Below are 17,238 nucleotides of genomic sequence, written 5' to 3'. Positions count from 1 at the left end.
GACTGGAACGTCATCTTCCTGCTCCTCGGCATGATGATCATCGTCGGCGTCCTGCGCCGCACCGGCGTCTTCGAGTACGTCGCGATCTGGGCCGCCAAACGGGCCAAGGGCTCGCCATTGCGGGTGATGATCCTGCTGACCCCTACCTCTGGCTGCGCTACTTCGTCCTGACGTGACCGGCTCGATTGAACCAGGCACGGGTAGCTCCGGGACATGTTGTGAACGTCCACGCCCTCACGAGTCGTCTTGTGGGTCCGGTTCCCGCAAAAGCTCCGGGCTGTCGTGAGCGCGGCGAACGCCTTCCTGTACGTCAGATTGCCGGCGCTCCTTTGCGCAGACGCGCCTCGACCGACTCTAGGTCGGTCACAATCCTCCGCACCTGCCTGATGATCTCCTCGTCCATGGTGGAACCACGCCCCTTGTCCAGCCCGACGGCGCAGCGCGTTCGGTGGCGCGTCGGAGAGGTTCCGCTCGGTCCACCTGTAGCGCCGCGCACAACAGCATCACATCGGAGGCGGTAACGCGACGGCTGGCGACGGGGCGGGCGTTGTCCGGATGCGGTATTGCGGTCCCCGGAGGATCGCTCGCCGCCTGGACTAGATGCGTTCGGGCAGCGGGTACAGTGCGCTGCACCGGGCACGCGTTAGATCTGGGGACGTTCCGAGCAGTAGCGCGACCAGCTGGTTGCCGGGTGCTGTGTCCCCGGTGAGACGTCCACCGGGGACGACAGCACCCAGAACGGAGCCGGCATTTGCCGCTAGTCGGGTCACGGGGGTGTCGTGGCCGGCCGTGGGGACTAGACGTTGATATCGCATCCGGGCACCGGACTTGTGCGCTTACGGCGACTCGTGGGTGCAATTAGTCAGCCGGCGGCGGGGTGACCTCGCCACTCACCGCACATCGCGTAGTGACTTCCGCGCGAAGTCGACGGCTTCGGCGAGCAGGCACGGCGCGGCGATCGGCCAGGCGATCAGGCTATGACCACGCGGAACGGGCAGACGTCATGAAACCAACATCGACATCGTTCAGGTACCGCTCGTCGGCCGCGGCCGGCACACCCACCAGCGCGCCGGAGGCTGCCTGATGGGAATGGTCGCCACCACCGTCGGCGGCCAATGGACCGACCGGCCCGCCTGCACACACCACCCGTCCTGGCCCACGTCGCGCGCACCGTCAGTGACCACACCAGCCCAGCCGCCAGGCCTCTGCTCGCTCCGCTGATCCCGTACCTGGTCAGCGAAACGGACCGGCTCGACGAGCTTCAGCCGACCTCGCCGCCGGCACCACCGTCCTCGCAGCGCGCGCCCGGCCGCCTCGGCCCGTCGTGGTCGCGGAGCCGATGCCTGACCCCGCGCAGCGACCAGCGTCCGACCGCCTCTTCTCTGGGCTCGCTTGACAAGTTAACTGAGTCTACTCATTATTGAGTCAACTCAGATTGTTGATTCGGGGCACGTCAAAGGAACGAGAAGGAAAGTCGCCATGCGAGCGTTCGTCGTCAGTCAGTACAAGGGGCCGTTACAGCAAGCAGACGTCCCCGAGCCCGTGGTCGGAGCACACGACGTGCTCGTCCAGGTCCAGGCTGCCGGGCTCAACATGCTCGACGAGAAGATCCGGGCGGGCGAGTTCAGGCAGATCCTCCCGTACACGCTGCCGCAGATCCTCGGCAACGACGTCGCCGGAACGGTGATCGGCGTCGGCGCGAAAGTGCACGGAGTCAGGCTCGGCGACGAGGTGTATGCCCGGCCCGACAAGGATCGCATCGGAACGTTCGCGGAACGCATCGCGGTCGCCGAGGCCGACCTGGCGCTCAAGCCGACATCGGTCAGCCTCGAGGAAGCGGCCTCGCTGCCGCTGGTGGCCTTGACCGCCTGGCAGGCACTCGTCGAGCGGGGCAACCTGCGAGCTGGGCAACGCGTCCTCATCCACGCCGGCGCCGGCGGAGTCGGAACAATCGCGATCCAGCTCGCCAAGCACCTCGGCGCCACGGTCGCCACCACGGTCAGCACCGACAACGTCGACTTCGTGCGCGAGCTCGGAGCGGACCTCGTCATCGACTACCGCAGCCAGGACTTCGAACAGCTCCTCGACGGGTACGACCTGGTGCTGGACAGCCTCGGCGGGAAGAACCTCGAGAAGTCGCTGCGCGTGCTGCGCCCCGGCGGCAAGGCGATCGGGATCGCTGGACCGCCCGACCCGGCGTTCGCCCGCGAGCTCGGCGCGAACCCGCTGCTCCGGCTGGTGATGACCGCCCTCAGCCGCGGCATCCGCCGCCAGGCCCGGCGCCTCGGCGTGACCTACGAGTTCCTCTTCATGCGCGCCAGCGGTGACCAGCTTCGCCAGATCACCGCCCTCGTCGACGGCGGCGCGGTGCGCCCCGTCGTCGGACGGGTCTTCGACTTCGACCAGACCGTGCAGGCAGTGCAGTCGCTGGACAAGGGCGGCATCCGCGGCAAGGCCGTCATCAGCGGGCCCTGACACACCCATCTCACCAGGCACCAACCACGAAACAGGAGAACACCATGAACACCAGCAGGCACGCACAAGACAGCCTCATCACCACCTACAAGGACGCACCTGCCCGCACCGTCAGCGCCGGCGGCGTCACCTACGCCTACCGCGAGCTGGGACCGAAGGGCGGGATCCCCGTCGTCTTCTTCGTCCACCTGGCCGCGACGCTCGACAACTGGGACCCCCGGATCATCGACCCCGTCGCGAAGGGTCGTCACGTCATCGCCTTCGACAATCGCGGTGTCGGGGCGTCCACGGGCCAGGTGCCGGACAGTGTCGAGGCGATGGCCGACGACGCCTACACCTTCATCACGGCGCTCGGGTTCGACCGGATCGACGTCTTCTCCTTCTCGCTCGGCGGCATGGTCGCCCAGGCCCTCGTGGTGAAGCACCCCGAGCTCGTCCGCAAGCTCGTCCTCACCGGCACCGGGCCGAAGGGCGGCAAGGACATCGACAAAGTTGTCGGCACCACGTACTGGGACATGCTGCGCGCCGCCCTGACCCGGTCCGACCCCAAGGAGTTCCTGTTCTTCAACCGCAACGCCACCGGCAAGCCCGCCGCGCGCGCGTTCGTCAACCGGCTCAAGGAGCGCACCGTCGACCGCGACGCACCGATCAAGGTCAAGGCGTTCCAGACCCAGCTGAAGGCGATCCAGAAATGGGGCCGCTCGGCCCCCGCCGACCTGTCGAGGATCACCCAGCCCACCCTGATCGCCAACGGCGACAACGACCGCATGGTGCCCTCGATCCTCTCCGAGGACCTGCACCGACGGATCAAGCACAGCAAGCTGATCATCTACCCCGACTCCGGACACGGCGGCATCTTCCAGTTCCACCAGGAGTTCGCCCCCGTCGCCGTCGAGTTCCTTGCCCGATGACCACCCGATCACCGCAACCACACGTTCCCGACCAGCACAGAAGGGCAACACCATGAGCACGTCACTGTCCGCCACGCAACTGGACGTCAAGAAGCACCTCACCTCCTCGATCCTGCTCTGGGTGCGCACCGACCAGCCCCGCCAGACCGGCATGGACCACTGGAAAGGCCCGCACTCAAAGATCATCTCCGCCACACCAGGCGTGGAGGAGTACCGGCAGATCCACCTCGCCGAGCACAACCCGGGCCTATGGCCGGTAACCGACGGGGTGGAGACCTCGATACCGGTCGACCGGAAGATCGACGGCGTCGCGGAAGTCACCTTCCAATCGGCACTCTCGCCCCTGCAAGGGCGCAAGCAGACGCAACTGGCCTACAAGGACGAGATCAACGTATTCCGCCGCACCCTGCTCTACGCCGGTCCGCCGAACTCGTCCCGCTGGTACGACGTCGCCGGCCAAGGCGAGAAGGTCGGTGCCCGCGCCCTGGTCTACCTCCGCCGCAGAGACGGGGCCCACACCGGTGAATTCCGGCGGTTCGTCAAGAACCAGCTCGTGCCCGCACTCGCCGGCACCGGAGTGCTCAACGAACTGCGCACGCAGACCTTCCTGCCCTGGATCGAGAAGCTCTGGGACACCCCGAACGTCGCACACGACAACCCCGCCGGCCAGCACTTCCACGCCTCCCTGATCCTCGGGTTCACCGATACCGCGGCACGGGACGCCTTCTTCACCAGCAACGTGATCGACGAACTGTCCAACCGGCTGACACCGCTCGCCTCCGCCATCCACGCATACGACGTCACCGCCGCCCTCACCTACGTCAAGAACGGCGACATCCTGCCGCACTACCAGCAGTAGCCGCACCGCTCGCCCGCATCCGGCGACCCCACAACAGAAAGAACCAACATGCCTTCCCTCATGGAGCAGTCGTCCTGGTCACCGGGGCCAACGGCGGCATCGGAACCCACTTCGTCCACCAAGCTCTCGCACGCGGCGCGGCAAAGGTCTACGCCAGCGCCCGCACGCCGCGCCCGTGGGACGACGAGCGCATCGTCCCCCTCCCCCTCGACATCACCGACGCCGCCTCCATCGCCGCGGCACCAGACGTGACCGCGCTCATCAACAACGCCGGCGCGAACCCGCCGAGCGCGAGCCTGATGGAGGTCACCGAGGCGGACATCCGGGAAAACCTGGAGACGAACTTCTTCGGGCCTGTCCTCCTCGCCCGGGCGTTCGCGCTGATCCTCGCCGCCAGGCCGCAGTCCGTCCTCGTGGACGTGCACTCGGTTGCGAGCTGGTACGGGTTCGGCGGCGTCTACAGCGCCGCCAAGGCCGCGCTCTGGTCGGCCACCAACTCGCTGCGGCTCGAGCTCGCACCCCGGGGCGTCCACGTGACAGGTGTGCACATGGGCTACGTCGAGACCCGCATGGCCGCACACGCGGACGGCCCCAAGCTGCAGCCGGCAGAGCTCGTGACCAAGGTCTACGACGCCGTCGAGGCCGGTGTCTACGAGGTCATCGCCGACGATCTGACCGCCCAGGTCAAGGCGGCCCTGAGCGGTCCGATCGAGGCGCTGTATCCGGAGCTCCGCGACACCAGGGCTGCTCTGGTCGCCGTGGAAGAATGAGCGCCAGCACATACGATCCCACACAGCAGGAGCCCACACCGCAGACAAGGACGGCAGGCATGCCACTCGACTCGCAACCAGTCGGACGGCGCGAGCGGAACAAGCAGCAGAAGCTCGACCGCATCACCGCCGCCGCCGGAGAGCTCTTCGCCGAGCGCGGCGTCGACGAGGTCACCACCCAGGAGATCGCCGACAAGGCCGACATCGGCGCCGGCACGCTGTTCCTCTACGCCAAGACCAAGGGAGAGCTCCTCCTGCTCGTGCAGAACTCCACCTACGCCGACGCGCTCGCACAAGGCAGGTCGGAGGCCGAGACCATCCCCGACATGCTCGACGCGGTGATGGCGATCATCCGCCCGGTCGTGGAGTGCAACCGCAAACAGATCGACAACGGGCGCACCTACCTGCGCGAGATCGTCTTCGGCGACCCCCAGGAGCCCCACCACCGCGACGCGCTCGCCCTGACCGTGCAGACCGAAAAGGCCATCGCCGACGTACTACAGCGAAACCAGCGCATCAGCGCCAGCGACGCCGCGACGCTCGCGCACATCGTCTCCGCGATCATGTTCGTCAGCATGGCCGCGACAATCAACATCGCCAACCCGGTCGACGACATCGTGCACGAGATCAGTGACCAGGTCCGGGTTCTGCTACCGAAGTAATTCCGAGCGGCCGGCCGCCGTGGATGCGATCCCGGCACGAGTCGACCGGCCGATCCAGCGGACTGCCGGGCCAGCCACACTGCGCAATGCGGTCGGCCATCAGGTCACCGCCCGTCCGCGACACCCGTCGCACACGACGACGCCACGCCGCACAACACGCTGACCAGGCCCGACACCGACGCTCCAGCAAACCGAACACGCGGCAACCCGGCAGAATTCACCTTGACCCAGGCGTCGCGGCGGCCCGGGGTGTAGCGGGTGCCGCGCCCTTCACGACCAGCCCTTCCACGCCCATCGCGCCGGGCAGCACGCCGAACCACTCGGTGGCCTCGTCGAGGTCGGCGGTGACCGGCGTCAGCTGCAGCGGCGGCGCCCAGCCCTGCGACAACTGCTCGAGCCGCCGGCGCCGCACCGTGCAGCGCTGCGTCCGCAGATCGACCCCGTTAGCAGCGAGAAGATCGAATGCGGCAAACGACGCGGGCAGCTCGGCGGCCTTCGCGCGCGCCTTGGCCGGGCTGGTGACGAGGCGCTGGTGCAGCGCATCGAAGCTCAACCGGCCGTCCGCGCCGAGGATGACCAGCTCGCCGTTTATCTTGAGCCAGCTGCTGGATTGGGCTGTCCTGCTTCGCTGTGAGCGTCGTGGACATGTCCACGACGGCGTGGTCGATTTGATTGCCGTCGCGCCCCGGATTCTGATCTGAGCTCCGGGAGGGGTAACACTGTGGCCTTAAGCAACTTGTCGTCCGGGCTCGCCGGGGTCCAGCTCGAGCGCGCCCGGACAGTCGAGCGGGTGCCTGGTGAGGTGGTCGGCTGCCGTTGCGCGGAATCAGTCAGCCCGCCTGAGGGTGGCCTCAGCGCTGGAGTTGGCTATCGGTCGGTTATCGGGAGCGTCCATCTGTGCCGACCGTGACCGCGGCACGCTTGCCCGCAGGACGCGGGCAGCCACTCCTGGTGCCAACAGCGCCTTGGGAGGGTCGACCAGCCCGGCGACCCGGAGGAACGCCCGTCCGAGCCGGGGATCGTGTGCTGCGCCGGCGTGCAGTTTGGCCGGGTATCCGTTGAGGAGCCGCATCTGCATGCTGCGCTGACCAGCGACCGCCGGGAAGGCCAGGTCGCCGCCGGTTGCGATTCTCCAGGGAACGTCGACGACCCGGCCGATCTGCCGAAAGAACGTCACCGGCTGTGGTCTGGGGTGCTGCTGGAGGTGGGCACGGACGGCCAGTGCCTGCAGGGCCGCCACGCTCATGCCCTGGCCGTAGATCGGGTTTGAACGGCACACTGCATCGCCCATCACGAGGAGGCCCTCGGGAAACGTCGAGAGTCGTTCGTAGTGGTGTCGCACGCTGGCGGGGTGCCGGAACGGGATGGGATCGTCGAGCGGTTCCGCGTCGCGCAGGACTTCGTCGATGTCTCGGAACTGCAGGGTGGCGGCGAAGTCTGCGAAGCCGTCCGGATCGGTCGGCCGGTGGTCACCGAGGATTCCATACAGGGTGACGAGCAAGCGGTCGTTCTCCATGGCCGCGATGGCTCCGCCACGCGGATGATCAGGTGTCGCCGCGTTGAGGATCGCAAGGTCGCCGCCCAGCAATCCAGGGACGCGCCCGTAGGTGCGGCTGGCGTACCCGATCCCGATCTGGACCCGCTCGACCGGCGGACGCGGGTATCCGAGTATCTCCAGCCATGCCGGCGTACGTGAACCGCGGCTGGTTGCGTCCACCACCAAATCCGCGGTCAGGGTCTGCTGGGCGCTGCCGTCGAGTCGCCGGACCACCCGCGCGCCGGTGACGCTGCCGCCGTCGGCCGTGGTGGTGAGTCCGGCGACATCGCACCGGTCCATGAATCGCACGGACGGCTGCGCGCGCACTCGTGCGCGCAGGCAGTGTTCGAGCAGTGGCCGGCTCGCCTGCAGCGCCAGCAAGCCTGATGGGCCAGACCGCAATCGGTGACCACCGAAGCAGCATCGGACGTCCTGAAGCATGTCGCCGGCCGGTGCCCCGAGGTCGACCAGTTCGGCGGTGAGACCGTCGAAGAGTTCCTCCAGGGCTTGCTGGCCGGCAGCGAGCAGGCCGTGGATGTGCCGCGACTGCGGTACTCCGCGACGAGGCACTGCGAATCGATCCCGAGCGTTTTGACCAGCTTGTCCATCCGCCGGGTCGACACTCCGGCGAGGTAGCAGTCAGCCACAACGGTGATCAGCGCGGCCTCGGCGCGCTTGCGGCGCTCCAGGAGCCGCTCGGGGAAGCAGGTGCCCTTGCGCAACTTCGGGATCGCCACGTCGATGGTGCCGACCCGGGTGTCCAGGTCGCGGTGCCGGTAGCGGTTGCGGTTGCGCTGCGCGATCCGGCCGGGTGTGGGCCGGCCCCACTCGGCGCCGGCGACCGCGTCGGCATCAGCCGACAGCAGGGCGGTGATGACCGACTGCAGCAGGCCGTGCATCAGATCGGGTGAGGCTTCGGCGAGCGCTTCGCCCAGCAGGCCGGCAGGTCGGCAGGGTCGACAATGTGTGGTGCGGTCATCGTGATGGTCCTCGAGGATTCTGTGGAAGGTTGACTCGAAGGATCACGCGATGGCCGCGTCCTCGTCCACGACCAACTCGTCGACGAACCCGGCGACCGCGCTACACCACCATCAGGGACTCAACTTCGCGTTCGTCGGCGTCATGCAAGGAGCCGAGCATCCGATAGCCGTGCGTGTGCAGGCAGCCAGGTGCTCAGCCATCAGCGCGGCAAAGCACCACGGTCACCGGCACTGCCGCTGCCGACACGCCGGTGACCACGGCTATCCCTGCGGCGTCCACTTCGCACTGTTCAAACCATTCCCGGCCGGCAGTTGATCGCAGGTGACGTCGTCGTCTTGACCGCATCGGTGATCCGATCGACGCCGCCCTAGCCCCACTGAGCACCTGACCCAGCCATCCCGCCGGCTCGACGTACTCCAGGAGCGTCTGGGCGGCTACTGTTCCATCGGCTCGGGCTTCGCGTAGGCCGCGGTTCTGTCGGCGAGTCGGGCGTTAGGGAGTTGGGGTAGCGCTGTTCCGGGGAGGCTCGCGGTGAGCTTGCGTCGTGAGACCGCCGACGGCTCGCAGCGTCAGCGCGACTTGCGCCTCCGCCTGGAGCGCCGGCTGACAGCAAAGGAACACCAGGATCAGCATGTCGTCGTCTGCCGGAGATGCGATTGACGCCGGTACGGCCAGCTCGCCCTACCTCCGGTCTCGACCAGATCGGCGCGGCAGGCGCCGCCGCTCGTGATCCTGCCGTACTCGTCATCCGACGGCGATCCACGCCGTGGCGGCTGATTCAGCGGTGTGGGAGGGCGGCGGTTGACGCGGCGATCTCTGCCGGGAAGTCTTCCTGCAGGAAGTGTTTGCCAGGGACCGAGGGGATGTCGTCGAGGCGGGCCGCAAGGCGTGCCTGAACGCCGTACGTGCGAAGCGGCAAGGCCGGATCCTTGCTTCCCCACAGCAGCCCGACCGGATACGTGCCGGAGCCGACGACGGCTTCGTAACGCCGACGCTTCTCCGCGGTCGGCTCGAACGAGCGCATGATCCGCAAGAACGCGCGGCCCGAATCGTCACCGACGAGCAGCCGCAGGTGCGCGTCGACGGCCTCCGTCGGCACGTCGGGGCCGACACCGATCGTCCTCATCAGCGTGCGGAACACCAGCGGCGCCTGTGCCGTCGCAAGCCACGCCCGGCCGAGGAAACGATGCGCGAAGGGTTCCATCACCCACGGCGGACGGAAGGTGTCGACGGCAACCATCGTGTTCAGCAGGAGCAGCGACCGGATCCGGTCCGGCACGGCGTCGGCGATCTCGAACCCCACAGGTCCGCCGATGTCATGGACCACGAGGTGCACCCGACCCAACCCGAGCGCATCCAGCGCCGCGGTAGCCCATCGCCCGAGCCCGGTCCAGGAGTAGTCGAAGTCGACCGGCCGCTCGGCCAGGCCCAGGCCAGGCAGGTCGAAGGCGATCCCACGGAACCCGCGGAGGACCAGCTCGGGCAGCACCGCACGATAAACGAACGAGGAAGCCGGTACGCCGTGCAGGCAGACAACCGGCTCCGCGTCGGCAGGCCCTTGGTCGAGGACGAAACTCCGCACTCCGTCCGCACTGAACTCCCGCCCAGCGCCACGGTGAGCGGCCAGCACCTCGTCAACCGTCACACCACGAAGCCTACGACCAATCGGCTGCGAGGAGGCTCCTATCAGTGCGCTACGTCGTACCCAGAGCACTTCGCCGACGACCCTGGGCCAGGTAGTCGAGTACCAGTCGGGCCAGCACATCGGGCTTCTCCATCGGGAGACCGTGGGTGGCGTCCGGCACAACCTCCAGTCTCGAGTCCGGCAGGGCGCCGTGCATTGCCCGGGTGTGCTCCACGGTCACGAAGTCGTGGTCGGCCACGACAACGAGCGTGGGAGCTGAGACCTTCTCCAACTCGGTCAGGGCGATGTTCGGTTCGGTCCTGATCATCTGCCACACCTTGTCGACCACCACGTCCCAGTGGTCGGGCCCGTCCGGTGACGCGGCCGCGTACAGGTACCGGAGCATCGGCGGCAGCACGTCCGGCATCTTGTCCAGCTTCATCATCTCCGCCGCTTCGGGCACCAGCCCCGAAGGATTCACGTTCTGCCCTACCATCACCAGCCGCCGCACCAGGTCAGCGCGATGCAACGCGACCAGCAGCCCGACGACGGCCCCATCGCTCCACCCCACAAGATGAGCAGACGAGAGGCCCAACGCGTCCAGAAACGCGATGGTGTCCTGCGCCATCACCTCATAGCTGATCGGCCCATCGACGTCAGGTGTCCGTCCGTGCCCGCGCCGCTCCGGAAGGTCGACGCGATACCGCTCGGCCAGTTTCGGCGTCAGCCCGCTGAACGTCTCGACCAGACAGTCCGCCGTGGAGAAGAACAAGCGGATCTCCGGACCCATGAGCCTCGTAGTAGGTCCGAACACCGCCGGCGTCGACATAATCCTGCACCTTCGATTCGTCCTGCGATGTGGCCATGGCCATGCCCCTCCGACTCGCCGATCGTCTCCCAGACGTCACTTCATCGTGCTCCTGCCCGAGCCAGATCGAAGGTCGAGCTCAGCTTTCTGTTCCCTTACAACGGGCTGCTCGCACTTGTGTTGACTCGCTTCCTGGGTCGGCGCAGGGTGAGGTGGGGGCTGCTTTCGCGGGTGCGCTTCAGGGTCGCGAGGCAATCGGAAAGGGGACAGAACGACCTTTGCCGAGGCCGCTGTCGATGGGCGGCCAGGAACTACCGCCGACCGGACGCCCAGTGACCGGCCACGGAAGACGCGCACACCAACCCGGTACAGGACCGACCGGTAAGGATGCACCCAAGAGCCGATGGTAAGCAGCCATTCACTCAAGGCGACACCTGGAGAGGACATGGGCACGACAGTCGAGATCACCGGCACCGTGCGGCGATGGCGGGAAGACAAGCCGGGAGGACTCGCCGTGGTCGACGTACCGGCAGAGCTCGTCCCAGAGCTCGGCGGCCGCCGGCAGCGACGCGTCGCCGGAACCCTGAACGGCGCCACGTTCACCGGCAGCACCATGCTCGTCGCAGGCGGTGGCTTCTGTGTAGGCGTCAGCAAGGCGGCGCTGAAGTCGGCCGGCGCTGAACTCGGTGACCAAGTGCTGCTTGTCCTGGAGGCTTAGGCAGGCCACCAACCTCATTGTCGTTGCTGGAGGGAAAGTTCAGACGGATCTCAGGCTGGAGCTGCCTTGCCGGCCGTGGTCACGGCGAGCCATAGTCCCCCGAAGCCGTGGATGTTGTGGCACTTCACCTCGTTCTTGGCCTCGTGGGCATAGAAGTACAGCGGATGCGCGCCGTACGTGACCTGGGTGGTGCCGTCTGTGCGCGTCGTCGTACCCAGCAGCGATTGCTGCACCTGGCCCAGCGCCTTCGGCGGTCCCTTCGTCAGCACCGGGGGCCAGGCCTCAGCGCATGCGTCGTAGCATGCAGAGGTCGCCGACTTCTCCTTGTCGAACAGGTAGATCGCCTGCCCCGTACTGTCGAACAAGATCACGCCGAAGTCGCTGGCGGCCGTCTTCACACCAGTTCCGGCGGGCGCAGGCGGGGTGGGACGTTTGCTCGGCGAAGTAGATGTGACGGCCGGCGACGGCTGAGGTGATGAAGGCGGCGCGGCCGGTGGGGACTCCGCCCCGGACTCGCTGCCACATGCGGCCAGCAGGAATCCACTGACCGCAAGTACGACGACCACACGCACCGGACCAACTCCAATCTGAACACTCCCGATCCTGACACTAGTAGCGAAAGGACCGCCCTGGCCGATTCCGTCATCGGTTCGTAAGGCCAAGAGCCCACTGCCCCAACGTCCGCCGCACGCGCACCGTCAGGATCGGTCGGACGCCAGATCCTGCTGGTCTGTGAGGATTCGCCTGACGGACACCCGCGTCACCGGTCGAGGCGCCCGAGGATGCCTGCTCGTGGCTCGGCAGTGAACCGCTCGAGCCCGTGTCGACGGGCGTAGCCTGGGGTTGTGCAGTACACCGACTGGGGTGAGCGGGTCGCTCGCTGGTCCGGAATTCGCAGCGAGACTGTCGATGTGCACGGCACGAAGGTGCACTACCTGGTGACTGATCAGACGCGGACGTCCGAAGCGCCGGTTCACCTGCTCGTTCCCAACCCGGCCAACAGCGCCTCGAACTGGCTCGACGTACTCGCGGAACTGCGACCACACGCGCACGCGATCGCGGTCGACCTGCCCGGCACGATCGCCGGCCACACCGCGCCGCCGGACCGGCGCGCGGCGAGCATCGAAGCCAACGTGCTGTTCCTGCGCGATTTCGCTGACGCACTCGAGCTGGATCGGCTCGTGGTTCACGGCTGGTCGGCGGGCGGGTTGATTGCGTTGCTGTTCGCAGACCAGGCACCCGAACGGGTTGACGGGCTCGTGTTGGTGGCGCCGGCACTTCCTCCCCCGCTGAGCGACGGCGAGGCGCGCAGGTGGCAAACCCTCGGCAGGGCGGGGTTGGCCATCGTCGCACCGGTCGCCCAGGTGTTGCTCCACGTTTCGGGGCGGCGCATCCTCACTGCGAAGCTGCGGGTCCTGGACGATCCCGCGTCGATTCCGGGCAGCAAATGGAATACGGGCGGTGACCTGACAAGAATGTCGCCGGAACTCGCCGGCCTCCTGCGGGACGAGATGTCCGCGGTCGAGCCGACGCGTTGGGGAAGCGCGGTCACCGTGTATGCCTCGCTGATGTCGCTGATGTTGGTCCGGCGGCGACCTGTGTTCGACGCGATGCGCCGGGTCGCGTCGCCGACTCTTCTTGTCTGGGGCGATGAGGATCGCCTCACTCCCCGAGCGTCGATCGATGACTGGACAGCGCAGCGGCCCGACTGGAACCTGGTGGTCCTCCACCGCGTGGGTCACGCGCCGCCGTTCGAAGTCCCCACCGACTACGCTCGCACGGTGGTCGACTGGTGTGGTCCACGGGTTCACGACCGGTAGAGATATGCGGGCCCTCTGCTCAGCAGTTCTGCGCGGAAGCTACGGGGCCGGTCCGGGGTCGAGGCGGCGCGGAACAGGATCGGGTGTTGCCGACGGCAAGGGCTGGGGTTCGGCTGTGACAGCGGTTCCAGGGATCGGGGTTGATGTTTGCACCGGACCCCTCTGATGGGGGAGGCTGGGGCTCGGAGCGCCGGGAAGTCTGGTCGGCAGCGCCCGTCCCCGGCCGGGGTGCGGGCCGGCAGACGACTCTGGAGGCGGCGTGACGCCGACGACACCATGCGGTCACAATGAAGGCGTTCCGATGGTGTGTGGTGACTGCGCGTGCGGCGTCTTGTGCAATTGTGCACGGACTGCAGGACGATCCGTCGCCGGCCAGGGTGATCGACGAATCGCTGGCCGACCAGGTCGCGGACAGACTGGCCGTCCTCACCGTCCGCAGGCTGCTCCCGAGGGAGCCGATCGAGCTGCCGGTTGTCAGCAGCGACGACAATGTGCTGGACGTCGCCGCGATCATGGCCCGGCTGCGCTGCCCGCTGGTCGCGGTGATGAAGGACGAGGAAATCGTCGGCGCGATCACCGCGTCGCGGCTGCTGAAGCTCGTCGTCGGACGGCGCTGAGCGGCGTGCGGGTGATCGTGTGACCGTGGTCGCGGTCGTCGTGTTCGTGATCGCCTATATCTTGATCGCGACCGAATGGACACACAAACTCCTCGCCGCGCTGGGTGGCGCGGCGGTCCTGCTCGCCATCGGGGTGACGGATTCCGAGCACGCGTTCTATTCCCATGACACCGGGATCGACTGGGACGTCATCTTCCTGCTCCTCGGGATGATGATCATCGTCGGCGTACTGCGCCGTACCGGAGTCTTCGAGTACGTCGCGATCTGGGCGGCCAAACGGGCCAAAGGGTCACCGCTGCGGATCATGATCCTGCTGACCCTGATCACGGCCGTCGCCTCGGCGTTCCTCGACAACGTCACCACGGTCCTGCTGATCGCACCCGTCACGCTGCTCGTGTGCGACCGGCTCGGCATCAACCCCGTCCCGTTCCTGATCGCCGAGATCATGGCCTCCAACATCGGCGGCGCCGCGACCCTGATCGGCGACCCGCCCAACATCATCATCGCCAGCCGCTCCGGACTCACCTTCAACGACTTCCTCATCCACATGACACCTCTCGTCGTGATCGAGTTGATCGTGTTCACGCTCGTGCTGCCCTGGTTGTTCAAGGGGTCGTTCGCGGTCGACCCGAGCAAGGTCGAGAACGTGCTGCGGCTGAATGAGCGGGAGGCGATCCAGGACGCCCGGCTGCTGATCAAGTGCGGCATCGTCTTGCTGGCCGTGTTCATCGGTTTCATCGGGCATGGCGTGCTCCACGTGGCGCCCTCGGTCGTCGCACTGCTCGGGGCGGGTTTGCTGGTGCTGATCTCCGGCGTGCCGACCAAGGACTACATGTCCAGCGTCGAGTGGCAGACGCTGCTGTTCTTCGCGGGCCTGTTCATCATGGTCGGCGCCCTGGTCAAGACCGGAGTGATCGCCGACCTCGCAAACGTCGTCGGCGACGCGACTGAAGGCAGGCCGCTGCTGGCGGTGATGCTGATTCTGGTCGTGTCGGCGGTCCTGTCCGGCATCGTCGACAACATCCCCTACGTCGCGACGATGAGCCCGGTCGTCCTGGAGCTCACCAAGAGCGTCAGCGATCCTGCCCACGCCCACGCCCTGTGGTGGGCGCTGGCGGCAGGCGCCGACTTCGGTGGCAACGCGACCGCGGTCGGGGCCAGCGCCAACGTGGTGGTCATCGGTATCGCGCTGCGCGCGGGTCACCCCATCAGCTTCTGGGAGTTCACCCGCAAAGGCGCCGTGATCACCGCGATCACCATCATCGTCGCCGCGCCGTACCTGTGGCTGCGCTACTTCGTCCTGGCGTGACCGGCCTGCTCGAGGACGACAACGTCGACGCCGAGGATCCGCGAAGCCCAGGAGTAACGACGCGTGGAAGCGCTAGCCTGCCGGGTTGTCGTGCGCGACATTCGGTGTGTCCCAGGGCCACCGGTCTGGTGGAGCTGTAAGGCTTCCGTCGATACTCGAGGAAATCCTCGTGCCTCGGTGTCAGTCGAGTCGCTGATCTGGAGAGGTGAGGAAGTAGCGTGCCGGGTTGCTCGGTGCGCGGGCACCGGCACTCATCCAGTGCTCGAAGCCACTCGGATTCCGGCGATCGAGCTCGTCGAGCAATTGCCTTCGGTGGCCAGCGAGCTGGGCCAGCTCCTCGGCGGTCTCACAGCGTTGAATCTTGACGAAGCTCCGTCTCCAGGCCATACACAACTCGGAATCTGTCAGTCGCTCAAGGACGTCCTCAGGGGAACACCCGACGGTCCACGGCGCGGCAGTGCGTTCGTGTTCGGCGCCGGCCGACATCCGCCGATCACGCCACCAGGCAACGCATGCCGGGCAGGTCCCTGCGAAAAGGACGACCAGCGGGATGGCTGCGGGACCAGTCACTGTGCCCAGCCCGAACAAGGCGACCACACCGATCCCCCCCAGGCAGCCGTGCCAGGCGACAGTAGACATCGAGATCGCCTCGTCCACCTGCCCATCGCCGTACAGCGAACGCAGATTCGCGGACAGCGTCCCGAGGATCATCGCCAAGACCACGAAAACGACGGCCACTGTCAGCGGCGACGAGGTGACGGTCGCACCGATGACCCCCAGCGCACCGACGGGTACGGCGATACTCGACCAGACGAGACGGTAGACACGCATCGGCGGTCACACTTGATCGGCGCTCGGCATCATGTCGGCCGCCGCCACGGACAGCCGCACGTGATCGTCGGCGACGTAGGCGATCTGGCCCGGCGCGACGACGAAGCCGCGGTTGCCTGGCGCAGTTCCGAGCACCTTGACGAACCCTCGTCGCGGTTGGTCGGACTCAGCCGACGTCCCAGCGTCGAGAGACTGCCGGTGCGGCGGCGCCATCGTGACGTATTCCACTAGACCGACCATGGCACCTCGAGCGTCCATGACTGGCGATCCAAGCCGCACCAACGCGAGTGGCACCACCAGTCGGCCGCACACATCGGCGTTCATCGCGCGGCCCCAAAAGCGCGGCAGCAGGCAGGACCAAGAGGCGGACGGAGAGAAAGTCCTCGGCCGGTACGCATCGACGCCTCCCCAGGCCACGTTCGACAGTCAACGCTGACCAGCCTTCCCGGCACACCTCGACCAGTACCTTCGCTGCCGATTCGCGATTGCTACGTCGCAGACATCGATATCAGACGCTGAAGACACGTACGCCATGACCGGCGAGACGACCGGTGATCAGCTCATTCGACCTGCGACCGGCGGCCGTGCGATCTGCCGACAGCAGGCCGCCCGACGACTGAAACCACATCCTTTTGCCGTCACGGAGACGGAACGCCCACAGCCCGTTGGCCGAATTGAACGACGCTCGTTCGACCTCGGTCAAACTCACGACCAAGCTACGGTCACTGTCGGTGCCGTCGATCGTCATCTGGTCGCCGTCGAGGATGAGTCGTGCCTTCCATCCTCCGAAGGTGACGGGGGCGCGCAGAACCTTCACGCTGCTGATGTGCATTGGCGCCTCTTCCTTGGCAGGTGAAACTCGTTGCCGACCAGGCTTCCCGGCGCACCCATGAGTCCGTCGATCGGCAAGCCGCACAACGGACTCATCAGTACTATCGGCAGACCACCCTCGCGTGTTACAGCCACCCAGACGTCGTAGGCCGGCCGCCCAGAGGTCCACCGGCCGTTGCCAACAGCAAATGTATGGTTCGTTTGCGTCCGGCCGGGCCGATGGGAGAGGCTTGCCCCGGAGCGCCGGGAAGTCTGGTCGGCAGTACCCGTCCCCAACCGGGGTGCGGGCTGATCGACGATCCCGGAGGCGGCGTGACAGTCCAAGCTTCGAGGTGCAGCTCTGGCCGCGCCGCTTCCGGGCGATCCGGAGTAAGGTGCAAGGGTGCACGCAGAGCAGATGGCCGAGGACTTCCCGGTGGTCAGCCTCGATTCACAGGCCCGCGAGGCGGTCGAGTTGCTCGCCTCGCGACGACTGCCCGGTTTGA

Annotated in this window: 18 protein-coding genes and 1 pseudogene; 10 read left to right on the top strand and 9 right to left on the bottom strand. The window is 67.0% G+C overall.

The window, feature by feature from the left end:
* The first annotated feature begins 12 nt into the window (after window positions 1-12).
* The 6 genes from ACZ6O0_RS44245 (at window position 13) to ACZ6O0_RS44220 (ending at window position 5,677) form a co-directional block, all read left to right on the top strand.
* Window positions 13-171 carry an SLC13 family permease gene (locus ACZ6O0_RS44245; RefSeq protein ID WP_465771139.1) on the top strand — a complete coding sequence of 53 codons (159 nt, stop codon included), beginning with the start codon at window positions 13-15 and terminating at the stop codon, window positions 169-171.
* Between the two features lie 1,308 nt (window positions 172-1,479).
* Window positions 1,480-2,475 (top strand): NADP-dependent oxidoreductase, encoded by a 996-nt coding sequence (locus ACZ6O0_RS44240; RefSeq protein WP_465771136.1) that lies wholly within the window; start codon window positions 1,480-1,482, stop codon window positions 2,473-2,475.
* 44 nt (window positions 2,476-2,519) lie between these two features.
* Window positions 2,520-3,386, top strand: coding sequence for an alpha/beta fold hydrolase (locus ACZ6O0_RS44235; protein ID WP_465771135.1), 867 nt, complete (start codon window positions 2,520-2,522; stop codon window positions 3,384-3,386).
* A gap of 52 nt (window positions 3,387-3,438) precedes the next feature.
* Window positions 3,439-4,245, top strand: coding sequence for a hypothetical protein (locus ACZ6O0_RS44230; protein WP_465771134.1), 807 nt, complete (start codon window positions 3,439-3,441; stop codon window positions 4,243-4,245).
* Window positions 4,179-5,015: an SDR family oxidoreductase gene (locus ACZ6O0_RS44225; RefSeq protein WP_465771138.1), complete on the top strand. Its 837-nt coding sequence runs from the start codon at window positions 4,179-4,181 to the stop codon at window positions 5,013-5,015. Before ACZ6O0_RS44230 ends, ACZ6O0_RS44225 begins: the two co-directional genes overlap by 67 nt.
* A gap of 59 nt (window positions 5,016-5,074) precedes the next feature.
* A complete protein-coding gene (locus ACZ6O0_RS44220; protein WP_465771133.1) occupies window positions 5,075-5,677 on the top strand; it encodes a TetR/AcrR family transcriptional regulator in 603 nt (200 codons plus the stop codon).
* Between the two features lie 217 nt (window positions 5,678-5,894).
* On the opposite strand, the gene ACZ6O0_RS44215 is transcribed toward ACZ6O0_RS44220, so the two are convergent.
* From ACZ6O0_RS44215 to ACZ6O0_RS44195, 5 genes and pseudogenes are all read right to left on the bottom strand, one after another.
* Window positions 5,895-6,269 (bottom strand): ATP-dependent DNA ligase, encoded by a 375-nt coding sequence (locus ACZ6O0_RS44215; RefSeq protein WP_465771137.1) that lies wholly within the window; start codon window positions 6,267-6,269, stop codon window positions 5,895-5,897.
* 234 nt (window positions 6,270-6,503) lie between these two features.
* Entirely contained in the window at window positions 6,504-7,514 is a 1,011-nt protein-coding gene (locus ACZ6O0_RS44210; RefSeq protein WP_465771132.1) for an NAD(P)/FAD-dependent oxidoreductase, read from the bottom strand.
* 272 nt (window positions 7,515-7,786) lie between these two features.
* Window positions 7,787-8,193 (bottom strand): annotated as a pseudogene (locus tag ACZ6O0_RS44205) (transposase); the annotation flags it as partial.
* A gap of 780 nt (window positions 8,194-8,973) precedes the next feature.
* The gene (locus ACZ6O0_RS44200; RefSeq protein WP_465771131.1) at window positions 8,974-9,840 is read right to left on the bottom strand and encodes an alpha/beta fold hydrolase; all 867 of its coding nucleotides are present in this window, start codon (window positions 9,838-9,840) and stop codon (window positions 8,974-8,976) included.
* Window positions 9,841-9,889: 49 nt separating this feature from the next.
* Window positions 9,890-10,609: an alpha/beta fold hydrolase gene (locus tag ACZ6O0_RS44195; RefSeq protein ID WP_465771130.1), complete on the bottom strand. Its 720-nt coding sequence runs from the start codon at window positions 10,607-10,609 to the stop codon at window positions 9,890-9,892.
* Window positions 10,610-11,072: 463 nt separating this feature from the next.
* Here ACZ6O0_RS44195 and ACZ6O0_RS44190 point away from each other — a divergent pair, with 463 nt between their 5' ends.
* Window positions 11,073-11,345, top strand: coding sequence for a DUF1905 domain-containing protein (locus ACZ6O0_RS44190; protein ID WP_465771129.1), 273 nt, complete (start codon window positions 11,073-11,075; stop codon window positions 11,343-11,345).
* Window positions 11,346-11,395: 50 nt separating this feature from the next.
* Here ACZ6O0_RS44190 and ACZ6O0_RS44185 read toward each other — a convergent pair whose 3' ends face one another.
* On the bottom strand, window positions 11,396-11,743 hold the full coding sequence (locus tag ACZ6O0_RS44185) for a COG4315 family predicted lipoprotein (RefSeq protein ID WP_465771128.1): 348 nt from the start codon (window positions 11,741-11,743) through the stop codon (window positions 11,396-11,398).
* Between the two features lie 447 nt (window positions 11,744-12,190).
* Here ACZ6O0_RS44185 and ACZ6O0_RS44180 point away from each other — a divergent pair, with 447 nt between their 5' ends.
* The 3 genes from ACZ6O0_RS44180 (at window position 12,191) to ACZ6O0_RS44170 (ending at window position 15,091) form a co-directional block, all read left to right on the top strand.
* Complete coding sequence (locus tag ACZ6O0_RS44180) at window positions 12,191-13,165, top strand: alpha/beta fold hydrolase (RefSeq protein WP_465771127.1); 975 nt, start codon at window positions 12,191-12,193, stop codon at window positions 13,163-13,165.
* 341 nt (window positions 13,166-13,506) lie between these two features.
* Entirely contained in the window at window positions 13,507-13,782 is a 276-nt protein-coding gene (locus ACZ6O0_RS44175; protein ID WP_465771126.1) for a CBS domain-containing protein, read from the top strand.
* Window positions 13,783-13,801: 19 nt separating this feature from the next.
* Window positions 13,802-15,091 carry an ArsB/NhaD family transporter gene (locus ACZ6O0_RS44170; protein ID WP_465771125.1) on the top strand — a complete coding sequence of 430 codons (1,290 nt, stop codon included), beginning with the start codon at window positions 13,802-13,804 and terminating at the stop codon, window positions 15,089-15,091.
* A 180-nt stretch (window positions 15,092-15,271) separates the two neighbouring features.
* Here ACZ6O0_RS44170 and ACZ6O0_RS44165 read toward each other — a convergent pair whose 3' ends face one another.
* The 3 genes from ACZ6O0_RS44165 to ACZ6O0_RS44155 all read right to left on the bottom strand — a co-directional run bounded on the left by ACZ6O0_RS44165 (window position 15,272) and on the right by ACZ6O0_RS44155 (window position 16,754).
* The gene (locus ACZ6O0_RS44165; protein WP_465771124.1) at window positions 15,272-15,922 is read right to left on the bottom strand and encodes a hypothetical protein; all 651 of its coding nucleotides are present in this window, start codon (window positions 15,920-15,922) and stop codon (window positions 15,272-15,274) included.
* A 6-nt stretch (window positions 15,923-15,928) separates the two neighbouring features.
* Complete coding sequence (locus tag ACZ6O0_RS44160) at window positions 15,929-16,246, bottom strand: hypothetical protein (protein ID WP_465771123.1); 318 nt, start codon at window positions 16,244-16,246, stop codon at window positions 15,929-15,931.
* 184 nt (window positions 16,247-16,430) lie between these two features.
* Entirely contained in the window at window positions 16,431-16,754 is a 324-nt protein-coding gene (locus tag ACZ6O0_RS44155) for a hypothetical protein (protein ID WP_465771122.1), read from the bottom strand.
* Between the last annotated feature and the right edge of the window lie 484 nt (window positions 16,755-17,238).

It is taken from the genome of Kribbella sp. NPDC048837 (assembly GCF_055586945.1).
Note: the sequence above shows the minus strand (reverse complement) of the source record. Positions and strands in the feature narration are given on the sequence as shown.

What these genes read in the sequence shown, in the direction of transcription:
- ACZ6O0_RS44240 (WP_465771136.1), top strand. Translation starts at nt 1,480, where the DNA reads ATGCGAGCGTTCGTCGTCAGTCAGTACAAGGGGCCGTTACAGCAAGCA.
- ACZ6O0_RS44235 (WP_465771135.1), top strand. Translation starts at nt 2,520, where the DNA reads ATGAACACCAGCAGGCACGCACAAGACAGCCTCATCACCACCTACAAG.
- ACZ6O0_RS44230 (WP_465771134.1), top strand. Translation starts at nt 3,439, where the DNA reads ATGAGCACGTCACTGTCCGCCACGCAACTGGACGTCAAGAAGCACCTC.
- ACZ6O0_RS44220 (WP_465771133.1), top strand. Translation starts at nt 5,075, where the DNA reads ATGCCACTCGACTCGCAACCAGTCGGACGGCGCGAGCGGAACAAGCAG.
- ACZ6O0_RS44210 (WP_465771132.1), bottom strand. Translation starts at nt 7,514, where the DNA reads ATGGACCGGTGCGATGTCGCCGGACTCACCACCACGGCCGACGGCGGC.
- ACZ6O0_RS44195 (WP_465771130.1), bottom strand. Translation starts at nt 10,609, where the DNA reads ATGGGTCCGGAGATCCGCTTGTTCTTCTCCACGGCGGACTGTCTGGTC.
- ACZ6O0_RS44190 (WP_465771129.1), top strand. Translation starts at nt 11,073, where the DNA reads ATGGGCACGACAGTCGAGATCACCGGCACCGTGCGGCGATGGCGGGAA.
- ACZ6O0_RS44165 (WP_465771124.1), bottom strand. Translation starts at nt 15,922, where the DNA reads ATGCGTGTCTACCGTCTCGTCTGGTCGAGTATCGCCGTACCCGTCGGT.
- ACZ6O0_RS44160 (WP_465771123.1), bottom strand. Translation starts at nt 16,246, where the DNA reads ATGAACGCCGATGTGTGCGGCCGACTGGTGGTGCCACTCGCGTTGGTG.
- ACZ6O0_RS44155 (WP_465771122.1), bottom strand. Translation starts at nt 16,754, where the DNA reads ATGCACATCAGCAGCGTGAAGGTTCTGCGCGCCCCCGTCACCTTCGGA.